At 33.3% G+C, this 19987-nt stretch carries 21 protein-coding genes; 1 reads left to right on the top strand and 20 read right to left on the bottom strand.

The window, feature by feature from the left end:
• The first annotated feature begins 9 nt into the window (after positions 1-9).
• Positions 10-966: a DUF523 and DUF1722 domain-containing protein gene (locus tag BSD9I1_RS03495; protein ID WP_186429158.1), complete on the top strand. Its 957-nt coding sequence runs from the start codon at positions 10-12 to the stop codon at positions 964-966.
• A gap of 64 nt (positions 967-1030) precedes the next feature.
• On the opposite strand, the gene BSD9I1_RS03490 is transcribed toward BSD9I1_RS03495, so the two are convergent.
• The 20 genes from BSD9I1_RS03490 to BSD9I1_RS03395 form a co-directional block, all read right to left on the bottom strand.
• The gene (locus BSD9I1_RS03490) at positions 1031-1600 is read right to left on the bottom strand and encodes a serine/threonine protein kinase (RefSeq protein WP_186429157.1); all 570 of its coding nucleotides are present in this window, start codon (positions 1598-1600) and stop codon (positions 1031-1033) included.
• A gap of 200 nt (positions 1601-1800) precedes the next feature.
• Complete coding sequence (locus BSD9I1_RS03485; RefSeq protein ID WP_186429156.1) at positions 1801-2322, bottom strand: peptidylprolyl isomerase; 522 nt, start codon at positions 2320-2322, stop codon at positions 1801-1803.
• 113 nt (positions 2323-2435) lie between these two features.
• The gene (locus tag BSD9I1_RS03480) at positions 2436-2660 is read right to left on the bottom strand and encodes a helix-turn-helix domain-containing protein (protein WP_035308132.1); all 225 of its coding nucleotides are present in this window, start codon (positions 2658-2660) and stop codon (positions 2436-2438) included.
• Between the two features lie 120 nt (positions 2661-2780).
• Positions 2781-3416 carry an HDIG domain-containing metalloprotein gene (locus tag BSD9I1_RS03475; RefSeq protein ID WP_242966399.1) on the bottom strand — a complete coding sequence of 212 codons (636 nt, stop codon included), beginning with the start codon at positions 3414-3416 and terminating at the stop codon, positions 2781-2783.
• Between the two features lie 206 nt (positions 3417-3622).
• Positions 3623-4105 carry a cyclic pyranopterin monophosphate synthase MoaC gene (moaC, locus tag BSD9I1_RS03470; protein ID WP_186429154.1) on the bottom strand — a complete coding sequence of 161 codons (483 nt, stop codon included), beginning with the start codon at positions 4103-4105 and terminating at the stop codon, positions 3623-3625.
• Between the two features lie 2 nt (positions 4106-4107).
• The gene (gene moaA, locus BSD9I1_RS03465; RefSeq protein WP_186429153.1) at positions 4108-5070 is read right to left on the bottom strand and encodes a GTP 3',8-cyclase MoaA; all 963 of its coding nucleotides are present in this window, start codon (positions 5068-5070) and stop codon (positions 4108-4110) included.
• A gap of 22 nt (positions 5071-5092) precedes the next feature.
• On the bottom strand, positions 5093-5578 hold the full coding sequence (locus BSD9I1_RS03460) for a molybdenum cofactor biosynthesis protein B (protein ID WP_373419338.1): 486 nt from the start codon (positions 5576-5578) through the stop codon (positions 5093-5095).
• 18 nt (positions 5579-5596) lie between these two features.
• Entirely contained in the window at positions 5597-6619 is a 1023-nt protein-coding gene (locus tag BSD9I1_RS03455; RefSeq protein WP_186429152.1) for a molybdopterin-binding protein, read from the bottom strand.
• Positions 6620-6694: 75 nt separating this feature from the next.
• Positions 6695-7642, bottom strand: coding sequence for a carbamate kinase (gene arcC / locus BSD9I1_RS03450; protein ID WP_186429151.1), 948 nt, complete (start codon positions 7640-7642; stop codon positions 6695-6697).
• Positions 7643-7747: 105 nt separating this feature from the next.
• Positions 7748-8731 carry an ornithine carbamoyltransferase gene (locus BSD9I1_RS03445; protein WP_186429150.1) on the bottom strand — a complete coding sequence of 328 codons (984 nt, stop codon included), beginning with the start codon at positions 8729-8731 and terminating at the stop codon, positions 7748-7750.
• A gap of 23 nt (positions 8732-8754) precedes the next feature.
• A complete protein-coding gene (locus tag BSD9I1_RS03440) occupies positions 8755-9186 on the bottom strand; it encodes an MOSC domain-containing protein (protein ID WP_035312040.1) in 432 nt (143 codons plus the stop codon).
• A 19-nt stretch (positions 9187-9205) separates the two neighbouring features.
• Positions 9206-10570, bottom strand: a complete 1365-nt coding sequence (locus BSD9I1_RS03435; RefSeq protein ID WP_186429149.1) for an 8-oxoguanine deaminase — start codon at positions 10568-10570, stop codon at positions 9206-9208.
• Positions 10571-10628: 58 nt separating this feature from the next.
• Positions 10629-11612: an ornithine carbamoyltransferase gene (locus tag BSD9I1_RS03430; RefSeq protein WP_186429148.1), complete on the bottom strand. Its 984-nt coding sequence runs from the start codon at positions 11610-11612 to the stop codon at positions 10629-10631.
• A gap of 15 nt (positions 11613-11627) precedes the next feature.
• Entirely contained in the window at positions 11628-12848 is a 1221-nt protein-coding gene (locus BSD9I1_RS03425) for a YgeY family selenium metabolism-linked hydrolase (protein ID WP_186429147.1), read from the bottom strand.
• An 89-nt stretch (positions 12849-12937) separates the two neighbouring features.
• On the bottom strand, positions 12938-14320 hold the full coding sequence (hydA, locus tag BSD9I1_RS03420) for a dihydropyrimidinase (protein ID WP_186429146.1): 1383 nt from the start codon (positions 14318-14320) through the stop codon (positions 12938-12940).
• Positions 14321-14329: 9 nt separating this feature from the next.
• On the bottom strand, positions 14330-15544 hold the full coding sequence (gene dpaL / locus BSD9I1_RS03415; protein WP_186429145.1) for a diaminopropionate ammonia-lyase: 1215 nt from the start codon (positions 15542-15544) through the stop codon (positions 14330-14332).
• A 388-nt stretch (positions 15545-15932) separates the two neighbouring features.
• A complete protein-coding gene (locus BSD9I1_RS03410; RefSeq protein ID WP_186429144.1) occupies positions 15933-16778 on the bottom strand; it encodes a xanthine dehydrogenase family protein subunit M in 846 nt (281 codons plus the stop codon).
• A complete protein-coding gene (locus BSD9I1_RS03405; RefSeq protein ID WP_035311417.1) occupies positions 16772-17245 on the bottom strand; it encodes a (2Fe-2S)-binding protein in 474 nt (157 codons plus the stop codon). The genes BSD9I1_RS03410 and BSD9I1_RS03405 overlap by 7 nt, the downstream gene beginning before the upstream one ends.
• Positions 17232-19379 carry a xanthine dehydrogenase family protein molybdopterin-binding subunit gene (locus BSD9I1_RS03400; RefSeq protein ID WP_186429143.1) on the bottom strand — a complete coding sequence of 716 codons (2148 nt, stop codon included), beginning with the start codon at positions 19377-19379 and terminating at the stop codon, positions 17232-17234. The genes BSD9I1_RS03405 and BSD9I1_RS03400 overlap by 14 nt, the downstream gene beginning before the upstream one ends.
• Positions 19380-19395: 16 nt before the next feature.
• On the bottom strand, positions 19396-19968 hold the full coding sequence (locus BSD9I1_RS03395) for an NTP transferase domain-containing protein (RefSeq protein ID WP_186429142.1): 573 nt from the start codon (positions 19966-19968) through the stop codon (positions 19396-19398).
• Positions 19969-19987: the final 19 nt, after the last annotated feature.

Below are 19987 nucleotides of genomic sequence, written 5' to 3'. Positions count from 1 at the left end.
ATTAATATTATGGAAAATAGTTTAAAACCTACAGTTGTAGTTAGTAAATGTCTTGGCTTTGCCAATTGTAGATTTGACGGTCAAGGAACCCATGATGATTTTGTAAAAAAATTAGAGCCCTTTGTAAATTTTATAACTGTATGTCCTGAAGTTGAAATTAAACTTGGAATTCCTCGTGAAACTATTAGAGTGGTTTTAGAAAATAGTGAATATATACTTTATCAACCTGCTACTGGTAAAGAGCTTACAGAAGAAATGAACCTTTTTTCTAATGAATTTTTATCCTCTTTGACTGAAGTAGATGGATTTATTTTAAAAGGCCGCTCTCCTTCCTGTGGAATTAAAGATGTGAAAGTATATCTGGGGAAAGAAAAGACTACAGGTTCTAAAAAAGGGATGGGCTTTTTTGCAAAATCCGTTACTGAAAAATATCCCTTTAAAGCTATTGAAGAGGAAGGAAGGCTTAAAAACTTTAGATTACGTGAACACTTTTTAACCAAGTTATTCACATTGTTCAATTTTCAAAAGGTAAAGACCTTGGGTTCCATGGCTGAGCTTGTAAAATTTCAAAGTGATAACAAGTATTTGCTTATGGCTTATCATCAAACTCATCAAAAGACCCTAGGTAAAATTGTTGCTAATCACGAAAGAAAAAACTTTGATGAATTAATTAAAGAATATGAATATTATCTTGAAATGGTTTTTTTAAATCCTCCACGGTATACCTCTATAATTAATGCGCTTCAGCATATTTTCGGATACTTTTCAAAGGACTTATCTGCCAAAGAAAAGGATTTTTTATTAAATACCTTTGAAGAATATCGCAGTAAAAAGGTACCTTTAAGCGTTCCACTGCATCTTTTAAAATCCTATGCTATACAATTTAAAGAAGATTACCTTTTATCTCAAACCATATTTAACTCTTATCCTGAAGATCTTATAGATATAAGCGATTCAGGTAAGTAGAAATATTATAATTATTAAAATAAAACTAATAGCAGAGTTTTATTTTAAACTCTGCTATTAGTTCTTAAGCATATTTTCGCATTCTACGATTTTTTTTAAATGCAAAATAATTATGACCTTCAATCCAATAAGAAAGTAATTTTGGTTTATATCTTATTACATCTTTTAAAAATTTATCATAAAGGTGCAATTTTAGCAGCATTTTAATAATATCTTTTGGATATGGCATATTGGTAGTAAAAGGTTTTCTTGGATCAATAACCTTTATCTTTCCACTAGAAGTAACAAATGTATGTGAATTCCTTACATTCAGCTTTTTGAAGTTTAGCCTTTTTAAATCTTCAATCAATTCAATAATTTCTATAGAAAGACTATAAGGTAATCCATTCCTACTCATGTATTCGTACAGGTTTTCACCATCAACATATTCCCTTATTAAAATATTGCTAACTCTTAAAATAGTATTTGGAAAAAAAACACTGTCTTTAGCTATGTTAAGTATTTCTTCCTCACTTTTAGCTGCATTTAGATCATTAAAACATTTAAGTGCATATCCTTCTTCTATTAAGTATACACTACCTTCAGTTCCAGAACCAAGAAACGTACAATTTTGAATTTCTAATAAGTTGTTCATCTTTATCAACTTTACTTAGTGCTTTAAAATATTATATGCAAATAAAATTAATATGACATTAGTAAAATAGAATGAAGTAATCTGACTGAGAATAGGTGGAGAATCTTTTTAAAGCAACAATTAAGGGAACTCTTTTTCGAGTTCCCTTGAAAACATGTATTTCAACACTATTCTTTAACAAAACCTAAATTGATAAATTACTAAACAGTTTCAGGTTCCCCATATTGTTCACCAAAAGTATCTACAGTTACTTCTTTCATAACCTGTGGTTCTAATGGTTTATCCATGTAATCTGCAGGAACTTTAACTATCATTTTTGCTAAGTCCATTCCTTCTATTAGCTTTCCAAATGCTGCATAATCTCCATCTAAGTGTGGAGCTGCTGCTACCATTATAAAGAACTGACTTCCAGCTGAATCAGGGTGTCCTGCTCTTGCCATTGAAAGTACACCTTCTGTATGCTTCAAATCATTTTTTACGCCGTTTCTCTTAAATTCTCCCTTTATACCATATCCTGGACCACCCATTCCAGTTCCCTCTGGACATCCTCCCTGTATCATAAATCCAGGTATGATTCTGTGAAATGTAAGTCCATTATAAAATCCTTTATTTATAAGACTTATAAAATTCTTCACTGTATTTGGTGCAACCTCTGGATATAATTCAGCTTTCATTACATCTCCATTTTCCATAGTAAAAGTAACAATTGGATTCTTTGTCATTATGTATTCCTCCTTTATTTTCAAAGCCTTATTTATATAAAGCTTTCATTAGCCATTTAAGGCGATGTTTAATTAAACATCGCCTATTTTATACACATATGTTTTTAAAAGTCTTAACAAGCCTGTAATAACAAATCATCTACTTTACAGCAAAGTATACTTGCTAAAACCACTATCTTCTGAAGACTGGGGTTTTTCTTATCTCCTCTCTCAAGTTCCTCAAGATAAGATTTAGATATAGATGTTTCAAATCTCGGGTTTCTCGTAAGTATTTCCACGTCTGCTGCGGTATATCCGAGCCTTAGCCTATACTCTCTAACCTTTTTTCCATCTAACATATAAAGCCCCCTTATATAAATAGTAACTATATAAGATCCTCTAAAGCAATTATATCATTTATTTATAAAAAATCCTATGCTTTATAGTTAATTGTATTTATTGCCAAGGGACTTTATTACTTATTTGCATGCTTTAGCAAGTTTTTCCTCAACCTTATGCCTAAACTCTTCTACGTGGTTTTTTTCTTTTTCTATCTTTTCTTCTGTCATTTCCCCTCTTCCAAGCCTATCACAAAGAGAAAGAAGAGCTATTTCATCTAAATCAATTTCCTCAGACATCTTATCTATATCTGCAAAGGGTAAATTTTTAGCTACAAACAATGGCTGCATATGCCATCTTACAAATGCCACTACTTTTTCTATAAAATCTTCATCATTTGTAAAACATCTTAAAAATTCCTCTGCAAGCTTTTTACCTTCCTTATCATGATCATAGGAAGTTAGTCTACCCTTTCTAAGTTTAGTAGTTGGTGGCTTACCTATATCATGAAGAAGTGCCCCCCACATAAATACTTTAGGGTGTTCACTTAAACTTTTTTCCTTTGCCGCAGCATCAACTACCATCATTGTATGATTCCACACAGAGCCTTCAGGATGATGAGTTGGGCTTTGCTCTGTTTTTATCATAGCCTTAAGTAGTTTAAAAGGGTATTCATTAAACACTTCTCTTTTTGCAAGTTCATTTAAATATATAGAAGGTTTTTCATCCTCCATAAGATGCTTAGTAATTTCTAAAAAAATTTCATGAGTAGTCATATATACACTCATCCTTCATTATTTTTTTGTTTCTACAACCTGGTTTTGTTCATTATTGTTTCTTTTCTTAACTCTTTTACCTGGCATATTATCTGGTGCTGGTCTTGTCATACCTTTCTTTGCCATATAAATCACTCCTTTTAAATATAATTAAGTACATTATTAATTTGCTTATATTTAAAAGAATTTATACTAGAATCTTCAATTTACTCTCTAACAAAATCCCCTGATTTTCCCCCAGTTTTTTTTAAAAGTTTTACATCTGTTATTGTCATTTCCCTATCTATTGCCTTGCACATATCATATATGGTAAGTGCTGCTACAGATGCCGCTGTAAGTGCTTCCATTTCCACGCCGGTTTGTGACATGGTTTTAGTGGTTACATATATATCAACTTTATTATTTTCTTCATCTAAATTAAAATTTACATCACAAGAAGATAAATTTATATTATGGCACATAGGTATAATGTTCCATGTATTTTTGCATGCCATTATTCCGCCTACTTGAGATACAGAAAGTACATCTCCCTTTTTTATGCTTCCTTCCTTTATTCTCATTAAAGTTCCATTTTTCATATAAATACATGCATAAGCGACTGCTTCTCTTTCAGTAATTTCCTTAGAACTTACATCCACCATTCTTGCTCTTCCTTGCTCATTTATATGTGTAAGTTTGTCCTTTTGCATAGTTATCCTCCTATTTGAAACATCATTCTATGTGTATTTGTTTTATGTACTTCTTCAATATGATGCTCCTTTGGTTTTTCCATTATTGAATATCCTATTCTACTTAAAAGCTCTTTTTCATTATCTAAATATGGCATTATATCTATTTCCTCATCTGAATGAAGACAAGGCTTTATTTTCCCCTCTGATGTCAACCTTATCTTATTACAACTATCGCAAAACTTACAGCTTAGTGGACTTATAAATCCTACCTTTCCAATTGCATTTTTTAATGTATATATCTCTGCAGTAGAAACTTCATTCCTCTTTTCTTGTATAAGCTCAGGAAACCTTTGTAAAACTTCTCTTGACGTCATAGAAAACTTATCATAATATTTAATACCCTCTCCTAATGGCATAAGCTCTATAAACCGTACATGAATTGGATACTCTTTTGTTAAGTTGATGAAATCTCTTATTTCATCATCATTAATTCCTTTTAAAAGCACTGTATTTATTTTAACGGCTTTAAAGCCAAGACCTAAAGATTTTTCTAAAGCTTTAAATACCTTATTTAATTCTCCACCACGAGTTATTTTTTTATATCTATCACTTCTTAATGTATCTAGACTTATGTTTATTTGGTTTAACCCTGCAACTTTCAGGTCATAAATCATCTCTTCTAAAAATATTCCATTTGTAGTTAGTGCTATATCTTTTATTGCATTTATTTTATGCGTTTCATATATAAGTTTATCTATATTTTTCACAACAAGTGGTTCTCCACCCGTATATCTTATCTTCTCTATTCCAAGCTTTGAAACAGCATTTATCATCTTAATCACATTATTAATTTTAAGCTGTGGGGGATTTTCTTTATTTGATTTTAGACATATTTCAGGCATACAATATATGCATCTTAAATTGCACTTATCTGTTAATGAGACTCTTAAATAATTTATTATTCTTCCATGCTTATCTATCATACCTATCCCCCTTGCCTAGTTATCATCTAGCACATTCACTTGCTTCACCTTTTAAAATTTCTATCCCATGTTTTAATGCTGGGAGTACTACTTGTAAATTTTCCGATGCACCTTTAGGGCTTCCTGGTAAATTTATTATAAGAGTATTTCCCCTTATTCCAGCTATCCCTCTTGTAAGTATTGCTTTGGGAGTTATCTTAAGACTTTCCATTCTCATAGCTTCTGGAATTCCTGGAACTTCCTTATCAATAACTTTTAATGTAGCTTCTGGAGTTACATCCCTTTTAGCAAAGCCTGTCCCTCCATTTGTAAGCAGTAAATCTATATCTAATTCATAACAACAGTTTACTATTTCATTACTTATTTGATCAATTTCATCTGGAACTATATTATAATAGCATACGTCATACTCTTCTTTAATAAGCATTTCTTTTAAAACCTTTCCCGTTATATCTTCTCTTTCTCCTCTTGCTCCTTTATCGCTTACAGTAATTATCCCAGCCCTCATTATTTGTACCCCCATTTCTTACTTTCCAAAGTGACAATTTGGATATGTACATTCTTTACACATTGGACAATAACCACCATGCCCTAATTCTACTATCTCTTCTCTCCTTATTTTTTCCCCTGCTAGTACTCTTGGGAGAAGAATATCTAAAGTAGTGGTTTTAAAGTACATTGCAGCTCCTGGTATTCCAAATATGGCACACTCTCCTCTATATGCAATCATAAGCATGTTTCCTGGAAGAGCAGGTACTCCATAGGATATCACTTCTGTTGCTGTATCTTCTATTGCCAGAGGGGTTACATCATCCGCATCTACAGACATTCCGCCAGATACAAGCACTACTTCTGCTCCATTTTTAATTAACTTTTCTATTTCATTTTTTATTACTTCCCTATTATCTGGAGCATATACTAAATCAATAAGTGTACTTCCATATCCCTTTACTTTATCAACTAACACTGGTGCAAATCTGTCTTTAATCACTCCCTCAAATACTTCAGTCCCTGTAACTACGACTCCAATTTTCAAAGCTTTAAGAGGCTTTATATTTATTATATCTTTGTTATTTAATCTTCCAATTTCTTCAACCTTTACTATCTTGTTCTCTTTTATTACAAGAGGAATAGTCCTTGTAGCTCCTACAGCTTGATCCTTTTCTACCAAAGTATTATTATGAAGAGTAGCTACTATTATCTGGTCTATATTATTTATTTCTTTTAATGCTTCTATGTTAACCTTTACGATGCCTCTATTCTTAGCCTTTAGCTCAATCTTACCTTCTTTAGGATCTCCGTAATATAATTCTTCTCCTGCTACCGATAGTACTATTCTTTCTGCTGCTTCATTTTCATGAAGCTCTCCCTCATTTATTTCTACAACATTTATATGATTTTTACCCATGCTTTTTAACATGGGTATATCTTCTTTTTTAATTATATGTCCTTTTTTAAATGCAGCTCCTTTGAATTCTCCCGGTACAATTTTAGTCAAATCATGTCCAACTATCATTCCTATAGCATCTTCAACTTTGACTTGTTTCATATCTATACCCCCATATATATACGCATTTGTTACTTAATAGTATTATATCCTTTATAAAGAAATTTCTCAACTGAATTATCTGACTATTCTTGTGCCACTTGTTTCATTCAATGCTTCCATTGCTTTACTTAATGATGCTATTATAGCTATTTTATTCTTATCAAATTGCACAAATTTTTTAGCTGCCTCTACTTTAGGTAGCATACTTCCTGGTGCAAATTGGCCTTCTTCTATATATTCATTTAATTTATCTATATTTATATTTGAAATTTCCTTTTGATTAAATTTATTATAATTTACACAAATCTTATCTACTGCAGTTAATATTAAAAGTATATCTGCATCTATTACTTCAGCCAACTTTTCTGCTGCAAAATCCTTATCTATTACAGCAGCAATTCCTTCTATCCTGTCTTCTTCATATATTACAGGTATTCCGCCACCCCCGCAGGATATTGTAATCATACCTGAACTTATCATAGTATGAATAATTTCTTTTTCAACTATATCAATTGGCTTTGGGGATGCAACAACCCTTCTCCATCCTCTACCTGCATCATCTTTCATCACATATCCTTTTTCTTTAATAAGTTTTTCTGCTTCCTCTTTACTATAAAAAGAACCTATAGGTTTGGTTGGATTTTTAAAACCAGAATCCTCTTTATCTACTAGCATCTGGGTTATAACCGTTCCTACAGGCTTTTTTATTCCTCTTCTTTTCAATTCTTCTTCTATACTCTTTTGCAAGTGATATCCAATATATCCTTGGGAAAAGGCTCCACAAACATCAAAAGGCATAACAGGAATTTGTGACCCTGATGCTTTGTTTGCAGTTTCTAGAGTATTTATTATTTGTCCAACTTGTGGTCCATTGCCATGTACAATTGCTACAGTATGCCCTTCTTCAATTAAATCAACCAATGATTTAGCTGTTTCTCTACTTGTAAAAAGCTGTGCCTCTGATGTTAAATCCTTTGGGTTTGCCTGAAGTGCATTTCCACCAAGTGCTATAACAATTTTCATAAAGATCCCCCTTTATTTTAACTATACAATTCAAAGAAAGTTTTAGTAGTAATTTTCATTTTATTTATGACTTTACAAAGAAAATTACTACTAAAAATCAAGATTCTATTTTCCACCCATCAAAAGTGTCATTACAGCTTTAGCTGTATGAATTCTATTTTCTGCCTCATCATATATTACAGAGTGCGGTCCATCTATTACTGAATCTACAACTTCATTTTTTCTATCTGCTGGTAATGCGTGCATATATATGCTATTTGGTTTTGTAAGTGCCATCATTTCCTCTGTACATTTCCATGCCTTGTTTGCTTCAAGCAGGTCATCTATAACATCTTTACTTTGATTTGTTACCCAGTTCCCCCAATTCTTTGGTATTACTACATCTGCATCCTTATATGCTTCTTCCATGTTATTAGTAAGTGTTATGCTGCCACCATATTGTGCTGCATAAACTTTTGCCTTTTCTATTACCCAATCTGGTAATTCATATCCCTTTGGATATGCAAGAGTTACGTCCATTCCAAACCTTGGGAAAAGCAACACTTGACTTAATGGCACAGATATTGGTTTCTTGTGTGTTGTTGCATATGCCCAAATTATTGATACCTTTAGTTTTTTAGTATTTTTAAACTTCTCCTCCATGGTCATAAGGTCTGCTAATGCCTGCATTGGATGATATAAATCACATTGCAAATTGAATATTGGAACTGATGAGTGCTTTGCCATTTCAGTTATATATTTATTTCCTTCTTCCCAGAAACAGTTTCTACAAGCTATTCCATGACCAAATCTTGAAAGTATTACTGCTGTATCCTTTGCACTTTCTCCATGGGATACCTGCATTGTACTTGTATCTAAGTAATTTGCATGTCCTCCAAGTTGAGCTATTCCCGCTTCCATAGAATTTCTTGTTCTTGTAGATTGTTCAAAGAACATTAAAAACATTGTCTTATGTGGTAAATATGGAGTATCTATTCCCATTGCAAATTTTCTCTTTAAATCATAGGATACATCTAGCATTGTTTCTATTTCTTCATTTGTGTAATCCTGTAATGTTATAAAGTGTCTTCCCCTAAATACTGTTTGCATTTTTATATCCCCCAATCTTTTACTTAAACTATCTTAACTTCATCCCCGGCTTGTATGTAGCCTTGTTCTAATATCCGTGCAAATATACCTTCTCTTGGCATTATGCACTTTCCTGTAATCTTACTTATTTGGCATCCACTATGACACTCTTTTCCTATTTGAGTGACTTCCATAACTACTTCACCTATTTTGAGTTTTGTGCCTATAGGTAATGTATAAAGAATTATTCCTTTGGTAGTTATGTTTTCTGCAAATACCCCAGGGGTCAGCTCACTTAGCCCTAGTTCTTTCATTTTATCTATACTTTCTTCAGCTAAAAGACTTACCTGTCTGTGCCAATTCCCTCCATGAGCGTCACCTTCTAGCCCAAAATCCTTTTTAAAAAATCCCTTTTCTATAGGATTTTTTATAACTCCTTTTTTTTCACTAATATTAATTGAAATAACTTTAGCCATAGAGCATCCCCCCGTCTTTTTACCTTTTATTTCTCTCAATTTTAACTATATCTTCTGCAATTTTATGTGCTTCTTTTCTTACACTTTTTGTATTCACAGTTAATAATTCGCCGTCTTTTACAACTATCCTTCCATTTACCATGGTCATCTTAACCAAACTTGTGTTTCCACAGGTAACTAATCCTACTAACGGATTATGGCATCCTGCATAAGCTACGTCGTCTAAATCATAAAGTACTATATCTGCAGCCTTTCCACCTTCAAGTATACCAATATCATATCTTCCCAGCACCTCTGCCCCTCCCCTAGTTGCAAGTCTTAGTATATTATAAGCATCTAGCCCCTCAGTACCATATTTTAAGTGATTTAAAAGATAAGCACGTCTAACTTCTTCCCACATATTTGACCCATCATTTGAAGCACTTCCATCCACTGCTATGCTAACCTTCACTCCTGCCTTTAGTAGATCTGTAGTAGGACATATACCACTATTTAATTTCATATTTGAAGATGGACAATGAGCTACCCCTGATCCCTTAAGCTTTTTCATTTCCTCTTCATTTACATGAATTACATGAGCAAACCATACGTCTTCACCAAGCCATCCTACACTTTCCATAAGCTCCACTGGCTTTCTTCCGTACATTTCTAAGCAAAATCTTTCTTCATCCTTTGTTTCTGCTAAATGAGTATGAAGCATAACCCCATTTTTTCTTGCAAGTTCTTGAGATTTAATCATTAAATCTTCAGTTACAGAAAATGGTGAGCATGGTGCTAGTGCTATCCTTGTCATAGCTAAATCTTCTTTATCATGGTATTTATTTATAAGTCTTTCACTGTCCTCAAGTATCCTATCTCCACTTTGAACTACGCTATCTGGTGGTAGTCCTCCATTACTTTTCCCAAGCGACATCGAACCTCTTGTGGCATGAAATCTTATCCCTATTTCCTTAGCTGCTCTTATCTGTTCATCTATTAAGGTAGATGGTTTATTTTCTGGAAATACATAATGATGATCCATCGTTGTTGTACAACCCGTTCTCAAAAGTTCACTAAATCCAACCATTCCTCCATAATATACAGCCTCTGGACCTATATGCTTCCAAAATTCATAAAGCCCAACAAGCCATGGGAAAAGGGGCTTTTCTTGAACTTCATCTATACCCCTAAATAAAGTTTGGTATAAATGATGATGGGTATTTACAAAACCAGGCATAGCTAGAAGTCCTCTACAATCTATAACCTCCATGTCCATCTCCGGCTTAATATCTTTATCTATCTTCTCAATTACCCTATCATTAATCAAAATGTCATAGCCATCAAAAATACTATCCTTATCATCAAAAGTTACAACTTTACTCAAGCCTTTTAATAACTTCTTCATTGAAAATCACCGCCTGTTATAATCAACTAATCTCTAAACCTACACCCTAATTACTACTTTACTTTCCGCCCATAAGTAAAGTCATAACTGCCTTGGCTGTATGAATTCTATTTTCTGCCTCATCATATATTACAGAGTGTGGTCCATCTATTACTGAATCCACAACTTCATTTTTTCTATCTGCTGGTAATGCGTGCATATATATGCTATTTGGTTTTGTAAGTGCCATCATTTCCTCTGTACATTTCCATGCCTTGTTTGCTTCAAGCAGGTCATCTATAACATCTTTACTTTGATTTGTTACCCAGTTCCCCCAATTCTTTGGTATTACTACATCTGCATCCTTATATGCTTCTTCCATGTTATTAGTAAGTGTTACGCTGCCACCATATTGTGCTGCATAAACTTTTGCCTTTTCTATTACCCAATCTGGTAATTCATATCCCTTTGGATATGCAAGAGTTACGTCCATTCCAAACCTTGGGAAAAGCAACACTTGACTTAATGGCACAGATATTGGTTTCTTGTGTGTTGTTGCATATGCCCAAATTATTGATACCTTTAGTTTTTTAGTATTTTTAAACTTCTCCTCCATGGTCATAAGGTCTGCTAATGCCTGCATTGGATGATATAAATCACATTGCAAATTGAATATTGGAACTGATGAGTGCTTTGCCATTTCAGTTATATATTTATTTCCTTCTTCCCAGAAACAGTTTCTACAAGCTATTCCATGACCAAATCTTGAAAGTATTACTGCTGTATCCTTTGCACTTTCTCCATGGGATACTTGCATTGTACTTGTATCTAAGTAATTTGCATGTCCTCCAAGTTGAGCTATTCCCGCTTCCATAGAATTTCTTGTTCTTGTAGATTGTTCAAAGAACATTAAAAACATTGTCTTATGTGGTAAATATGGAGTATCTATTCCCATTGCAAATTTTCTCTTTAAATCATAGGATACATCTAGCATTGTTTCTATTTCTTCATTTGTGTAATCCTGTAATGTTATAAAGTGTCTTCCCCTAAATACTGTTTGCATTTTTATATCCCCCTCTTATTTACTTGCATGCTCTTTAACATATAATATCGGAATTATTGCATACATAGCTGCACATTTTACAAGTTCACTCTTCCAATTCTTCTCATTTGGTGCATGAGCTTGATCTTCATGTCCTGGACCAAATCCTATGCATGGTATTCCATATCTCCCCATAATAGATACTCCATTAGTTGAAAATGTCCATTTATCTACTAATGGTTCAGATCTAAATAACTTTTTATATCCTTCCACTAGTGTTTCACATACTGGGTGCTCTTCTGGTAATACCCAAGTTGGGAAATAGCACTCTGTTGGATATACAAGTCCTGTATAAGAAGCTCTGGCATAATCATACATTGAAACTTCGGCCTTAGCTGCCTTCACTGCTGGAAGGTTCCTTATTTCTTCTAAAGCACCTTGCCAGGTTTCCCCATCTGTTAATCTTCTATCTATTGAAACTGTACATCCATCTGCTACAGCACATCTAGATGGTGATGAGAAAAATACTTCTGATACTGTAAGCGATCCTTTTCCTAAGAACTCATCATAATGTAAGTTTTCTGCTAAAGCTCTTAGTTCAATAAGTATTGGAGCCATTTTAAATATAGCGTTGTCTCCTCTTTCTGGTGCCGAGCCATGACAGCTTATCCCCTTAGTTGTAACCTTGATTTCCATTCTTCCCCTTTGTCCTCTATATATGTTGCATGAGGTTGGCTCAGTTGATACTACAAACTCAGGTCTTATGTTATCTTCATTTATAATATACTGCCAGCATAATCCATCACAGTCTTCTTCTTGAACTGTACCTGTAACAATTAATGTATAATCATCTTCGAGTCCTAAATCCTTTATTATCTTGCCTGCATAAACCATCGAAGCCATACCGCCTTCTTGATCTGTTGCACCTCTACCAACTATAATCTCTTCATCTTCATATCCTTCATATGGATTATAGTGCCAAAGATTTGGATCACCAATTCCCACTGTGTCTATATGTGCATCCATAGCTATTATGTGCTTTCCATGTCCAATATAGCCAAGTACATTTCCCATAGGATCTATTTCTACTTTATCAAAGCCTACCTTTTCCATTTCCTCTTTAATACGTAAAACTACTTCTCTTTCCTGTGTACTTTCACTTGGAATTGAAATCATATCTCTTAAAAATTTGCTCATATCTTGCTTGTATTCCTCAGAAAGCTTTAATATCTCCTCTGCTTTATAATCCTTTGACATATTCCATACCCCCTAATGTTTTTACATGATTTATAAAAATTTATAATTTTGTTGTAAATCATTACATCTCAATTCTTTGAGGTGTTTCCCTAGTAATAATTTTTTACTCTTTTCATAAAATTTCCATACCCCTTTTTGCCTACAAACTTATTATCTTTTACTACTATTTCTCCTCTGGCTATTGTATATATAGGATATCCTTTAAGCTTAAATCCTTCATAAGCAGTATAATCCACATTTTCATGCAACATATCTTTACTTAACTTCACTTCCTTATCAGGATCTATAATTACTATGTCAGCATCTGATCCAACTTGTATAGTTCCCTTTTTAGGATAAAGCCCAAATATCTTTGCAGGATTTGTTGAGCATACTTCCACAAATTTATTTATGCTTATTCTCCCCTTCACAACTCCCTCCGAAAACATAAGTGGAATTCTTTCTTCAATTCCTGGCGCTCCATTAGGGCATTTTGTGAAATCGTTCCTTCCCATTTGCTTATCTTTATTAAAACTAAATGGGCAATGATCTGTAGCTACTACCTGTATATTACCCTCTCTTATCCCCTGCCATAATGCCCCTTGATTTTTCTTATCTCTAAGAGGAGGACTCATTATATATTTAAGTCCTTCATTATTTGGCTCATTATACCTATCTATATCTAACAAAAGATACTGTATACAAGTTTCTGCAAATACCTTTTGTCCTCTCCTTTGTGCCCTTTTTATATGCTTTAACCCATCTTTATTAGTTAAGTGGACTATATAAAGTGGAGCATCACCTGCCATATAAGCTAAATCTATCATTCTATTTATTGCCTCAGATTCACACCTTTCAGGTCTGCTTAGTGCATGGTAAATAGGGGCTACCTTTCCTTCCTTTACGAACTTTTCCCTAAAATAATTTACTATTTCATGATTTTCAGGATGAACAGTAGTTATCCCTCCTAGCCCTTTAAGCGTTTCTAATACCTTAAAGGCTTCTACATCGTTTACTCTATAATCATATGTCATGTAAATTTTAAAGCTTGGTATTCCTTCTTCTTCAACTATAGTCTTCATTTCTTGTAATATACCTTCATCCACGTGTTGAATAACTCCATGAAAGCTATAGTCAATTACTGCATTCTTATCTGCATACTCATGATATACACTCACTTGATGCTTTAAGTTGCACCACTTTGGACCAAAGCCCATGTGGTCTACAATTGAAGTCGTTCCTCCACAGGCTGCGGCAACCGTACCTGTATAAAAGTCATCATTTGCCCTTGCAAATCCTACATCTAGATTTAAGTGAGTATGAACATCTACACCACCTGGAACTACATACTTACCCTCCGCATCAATAATTTCATCTGCTGTGTATTCGATATTGGTTCCTATCTCTTTAATGATTCCATTCTCAGAATATATATCACCTTTATATATGTCACTAGCAGTTACTATAGTGCCATTTTTTATTAATAGTTTCATAAAATCACCTTATTCTTCAGGATAAGGATAGGCTCCATCCCATACTATTTTTCTATAATTATCTGGGTCTGTATCTCCTTCCGTACTTATTACAAGTATTGAGGAGTTTTCATCTATACTAAGGGCTTCTCTTATTTCCTTATATTTCTCATCTTTAAGTATGCAATACATAAATCCTGCAGGTGCTGCTCCAGACTCTCCAGATATTACTTTTCTATCATCTCTTAATGGATTACCAAGAACTCTCATCCCCTCTGCTGCCACATAATCTTCACAGGATACAAACATATCAGTATATGCATCAAGTATATTCCATCCAATTGGATTTGGCTCTCCACAAGCAAGTCCCGCCATTATAGTAGGCATATCTCCTGTAACATTAGTCATTTTTCCATTTACAGCTGACCTATATATACAATCTGCTAAATTGGGCTCGACTATTGCAGTTATTGGCCTATCCTCACCATAATATGCAGTTAAAAACCCCTGAACTGCTCCGGCAAGTGCACCAACCCCTGCCTGTATAAATACATGGGTTGGCTTTTGAGTTCCTGCTTCTTTTAATTGCTCTACTGCTTCTACCATCATAGTTGCATAACCTTGCATAATCCAAAGTGGAATTTCTTCATATCCTTCCCAAGCAGTATCTTGAACTATTTCCCATCCGTATTTTTTAGCATTTTCAAGTGAAAGTCTCACTGCATCATCATAATTTAAATCAGTTATATAAGCCTCTGCTCCAGTCGCCTTTATATTATTTAATCTGGTGAGTGATGATCCCTTTGGCATATAAACAACAGCTTTTTGTCCCAGCTGCTGTGCTGCCCAAGCAACTCCTCTTCCATGATTTCCATCTGTTGCAGTAGTTAAGGTAATTTGTCCTATCTTATTTTTAACTTCCTCACTTCTTAGATATTCAAAGCTTACATCTGAAATATCTACACCAAGTTTTTTTGCAAGAAGCTTTCCTATAGCATAGGAACCTCCTAGTACTTTAAATGCATTTAATCCAAATCTATAGGACTCATCCTTTACAAATATGTTTTTCACTCCTAAGTTTTTAGCTAAATTATCAAGTCTTGCTAGTGGAGTTTTATTATAAACTTCAAAGCTTTCGTGAAATTTATTCACCTTTTTTATTTCATCCATTTCAAAGTCTCTTACCAAAGTCCTTTTAAAATTTCCACTTCGACATTTGCCATTACTTTTATATTTTATATCCATATTACCTTCCCCCTTTTTAGTAACAAGCTATTAGTGATAAGTTACCTACTTTAATCTCTAGTATCTGATATCATAATTTATTTAGAAGCATTAACCATGCCAATAATTTGTTACATTATTAGCTTTAACAATAAAGCAAAAATTTTTGTGTAATTCTATCAAAATATAATCTTTTAAAAGCTTTATAGTGCTTTATTCTTTACTTTATAATGGCATAATAGTTTTATACACAGAAAAATCATAAGAAATAGTTATCAATATGATAATACTTACCAAATTGATAACTAAAATTGAAGATTATAACCTTAAAAAAATTAGTATGAAAGAGAAATTGCTTATCACATTGATAATTCTATTTTAGTTAGAATTATCATAATGACCTTAAACCTTATTTTATTATTTTATCTAGAAAACTATTAAGTAAATTTAAACAAACAGCTTTTCTATAATCTTTAGTAGATCTTTGGTCGTCAATTGGTCTTATAAGTTTGTCATATAGTTTTATTAATTCATTTCTATCTATCTCTTCACCATTTAATGATTGTGCAACAACTCTATTTTCTATTTCTTTAGATTTCACTATTGTTGGAGCTACTGCTCCAAATGAAATTCTTATATCATGAATTTTATTGTCCTTAATTTCAGCTATACCAAGGAATGATAGCTTTGCAAGCGCTGTTGATTTACGAGTTCCTACTTTATGATAATCTTTAACGCTAAAATCCTTCAAAGGTATCTCTATAGAAGTTATTAATTCTTCTTCCTTTAAATCATTTACTCCTGGTCCTAATATAAAATCTTTTATATCTATTTGTCTTTTTGAAGTTTCCGCTTGTAAATTTAATTTTGCTTCTAAGGCATATAGTAAAGGAAGTGTATCTCCTACTGGCGATGAATTTCCTATATTTCCACCTATAGTTCCCATATTTCTTATTGCAGGTGATGCCACCCCACTAAATATACTTCTCATATATTCAGGAATAACTGTACTTTCAATAAGTTCAGTATAGGTTACAGCACTTCCTATTGTAAGCTTATCTTCACTTCTTTCTATTTTCTTAAGCTCATGAATATCTGCTATAAATACTATTGCTTTTTGAAATTTAGGTGTCATTCCTGACCATTGTTTTCTTTTAACCATAAGATCTGTTCCACCAGCAAATATTACTACTTGCTCTTTATTCAATATTTGAAGAGCTTCTTTTAATGTTTTAGGTTTATATATTTCTACCATAGTCCGTCACCTCTTTTTGCTGCCATTTGTACCGCTTCTATTATCATGTTATACCCTGTACATCTACATAGATTCCCTGAAAGCCCTTCCTTTATTTCATCTATTGTAGGTTTTGAATTATTTCTTAATAGTACTTCTGTGGCCATTATCATACTAGGAGTACAAAAGCCACATTGTACTGCTCCTGCTTCTTCAAATGCTTCCTTTAGAACTTCGTATTTATTTGTGCTTTGAATACCTTCAATGGTTAAAACTTCCTTGCCCTCTATCCTTCCAATGGGCATTAAACATGAATTTATAAGTCTTCCATCAATGATAATTGAGCAAGCTCCACATTCTCCTTCGCCACAACCTTCCTTATGCCCTGTTAAATTAAAATCTTCTCTTAGTACATCTAACAGCCTTCTTAGGGGATTTGTATCTATTTCTACCTTTTCAAAGTTTAAAACAAAGCTAATTTTGCTCATTTTCCATCACCCCCATTAAATGTTCAGGTCTCACTGGAATTTTATAAATATTTTTATCTATTGCATCTTGAATAGCTAGTGCATAAGCTGGTGCTGCACCTATAAGTGTTAACTCTCCAAGCCCCTTTGCTCCAAATGGGCCATTAAAGTAAGGCTCACATATAAGTTCATTTTCAATTTTAGGAGCATCTTTAATAGTTGGAATTGTATAGTCACTGCTGGTCTTCTGCATTATGCGTCCATTCCTGATTTCCATAACTTCTATGCCGCCATAGCCTAACCCCTGAAGCATTCCACCTTCAATTTGTCCTCTGACTATTCTGTCATCTATAGCACAACCTATATCAAATACTGACCATACTCCTTTTATATCTGGTAAATAAGTTAGTGAATCAACCTCTACTTCCACCACATTTACTCCCCAAGAATATGAGTTATATGCATCACCTATGAAATTATCTCCATCCCAAGAATAAATCTCTGGAAATTTGTAATTTGCTTCCGTTTCTATTTGCCCTTCTTCGTTCCACCTTGCTTTAAGTTTTGAAGCTGCTTCTTCTAAAAGTTTTCCAACTACAACTGTAGTGCGAGATGCAACTGTAGGTCCTGAATCAGGAACTCTATCTGTATCAGGGTTTTCATAAATTATAGTGTTTACTGGTACATTTAAAGTATGAGCAACTATCTTTCGCAGTGCTGTTTGAGTCCCCTGACCCATTTCTACATTAGCTATTAGTATTTCTACTTTATTATCAGGGTATCTTACAAGTTTAACTTTAGCCTTTATATGATCTCTTTCTCCACTGCCAGTAAAGCCTCCACCGTGGAAAAATAGTGATATTCCAATTCCATTAAGTTTTCCATCTTTCTTATTATTTTTAAATACTTGTTTTTTATCTTTATATCCTGACATCTGTATAGCTCTTTCAACCATTTCAGGCATTCTTATTTTATCTCTAAATACTCCTCCTGTTGAAGATTTATCACCTTGTTTTACCATGTTTTTTAGTTTAAATTCTAATGAATCAATACCTAATTTCTTTGCAATATGTTCCATATGCATTTCCTCTGCAAAGAAAGCCTGTGGTGCTCCAAATCCTCTAAAAGCTCCTGTAACCACAGTATTTGTGGCCATAACTCTTCCTTTAATATTTACATTTTCTACATTATAGACTCCAATTACAGCAAACATAGTTCTTTGAAGTACTACACTTGAAAGTCCTTCATAAGCTCCGCCGTCTAAACTTATATCTGCCTCTCTACCAATTATCATGTAATTTTGATCTAGATAGCTTTTAATTTTAATCTTACTTGGGTGTCTCTTAGGAGTACATTCTAAGTCTTCATTTCTATCAAATATAAGTTGTACTGGTTTCTTAGTTTTTAATGCTGCAAAAGCTACATGACCTCCTATTAATGAAGGATAATCTTCTTTTCCCCCAAAAGCTCCCCCTGTTGTGGCTTGCACAATTTGAACCTTATCTTCTGGTAATTTCAAAGCATCTATTAAGGCATTTTTAACATAATATGGACACTGAATAGAACCATACACAGTAACTTTTCCATCCTTATAAGTACCTATTACTCCTTGTGGTTCTAAGTAAAGTTGCTCTTGATATCCTGTTTCATATTCCCCTTCTATAACATAGCTTGCATTTTTCTTCACTTTTCCTAAATTTCCTTTTGAATACTCAAATTCTACAAAGCAATTATTATCTTTATACATTGATTCCTTTTTACATTCTAAGGATTCTTCTAATGTTAAAATAGGGTCTAGGGCTTCATAGTTTACCTTTGTATTTGAAATTATATCTGAAATTATACTTTTATCCGGTCCTACTATTAATGAAATAGGCTCCCCTACATAATTTACAATATCCTTTGCAAAAAAAGGTTCTTCATAGGTTATAATTTTCACTCCATTTTCTCCAGGAACATCATTTTTATCTACTACATAATACCCTTCAGGAAATTCTGGATACTTTATGCTTTTTATTTTAGCTCTTGGTTCGGTAGATCTTAATGTTTTCGCATAAAGCATATTATGGAATTTATAATCCCCTATATATTTAGCCTTACCAGAAATCTTGTCTTCTGTATCAAATCTTTTTATGGATTCACTGATGCATTTCATATAAAACTGCACCCCCTTAATCTTCCCCTAAATTTTTCAAAGCTTTCTTATAATCTTCTATAGTATCTATGTCCATAAGTATTTCTTTATGATTAACCTCTATAAAACTTGGATTTTGGATATTTATGAAATCTCTTAAAGTTTCATATTTACCTTCTTGAAGTATTTCCTTTATAAACTTACTCTTTATGAGTATTGGATGCCCCTTTCTCCCCTTATATGTAGGGATTATTATATCACCAGTTTTACTTAGAATTTTTGAATACACATCCTTAGAAATAAGAGGATAATCCCCCGGAGTAAAGAAAAATTCATCTTCTCTCACAGCTTTAATTCCGCACTTAACAGAGCTAAACATTCCTTCCTGATAATTTTCATTAAATATAAGCTCTACATTTCTGTATTTTTGAATAATAGGCTGTAAAAGTTCTATCTTATAACCTCCTACAACTATTACCCTTTGCGAAAACTCAAGCATATTATCTATGGTGTTTTCAATAACACTCTTACCGTTTAAGGGTAAAAGCATTTTAAATGTCTTAGTTCTCGAGGACAAACCTGCCGCTAAAATTATTCCTTCTCTACTCACTTAAGATTACCCCTCTCCT

Source organism: Clostridium sp. BSD9I1, from assembly GCF_900185645.1.
Taxonomy (GTDB): domain Bacteria; phylum Bacillota; class Clostridia; order Clostridiales; family Clostridiaceae; genus Clostridium_AK.
This window is presented reverse-complemented; position numbering and strand designations above follow the sequence as displayed.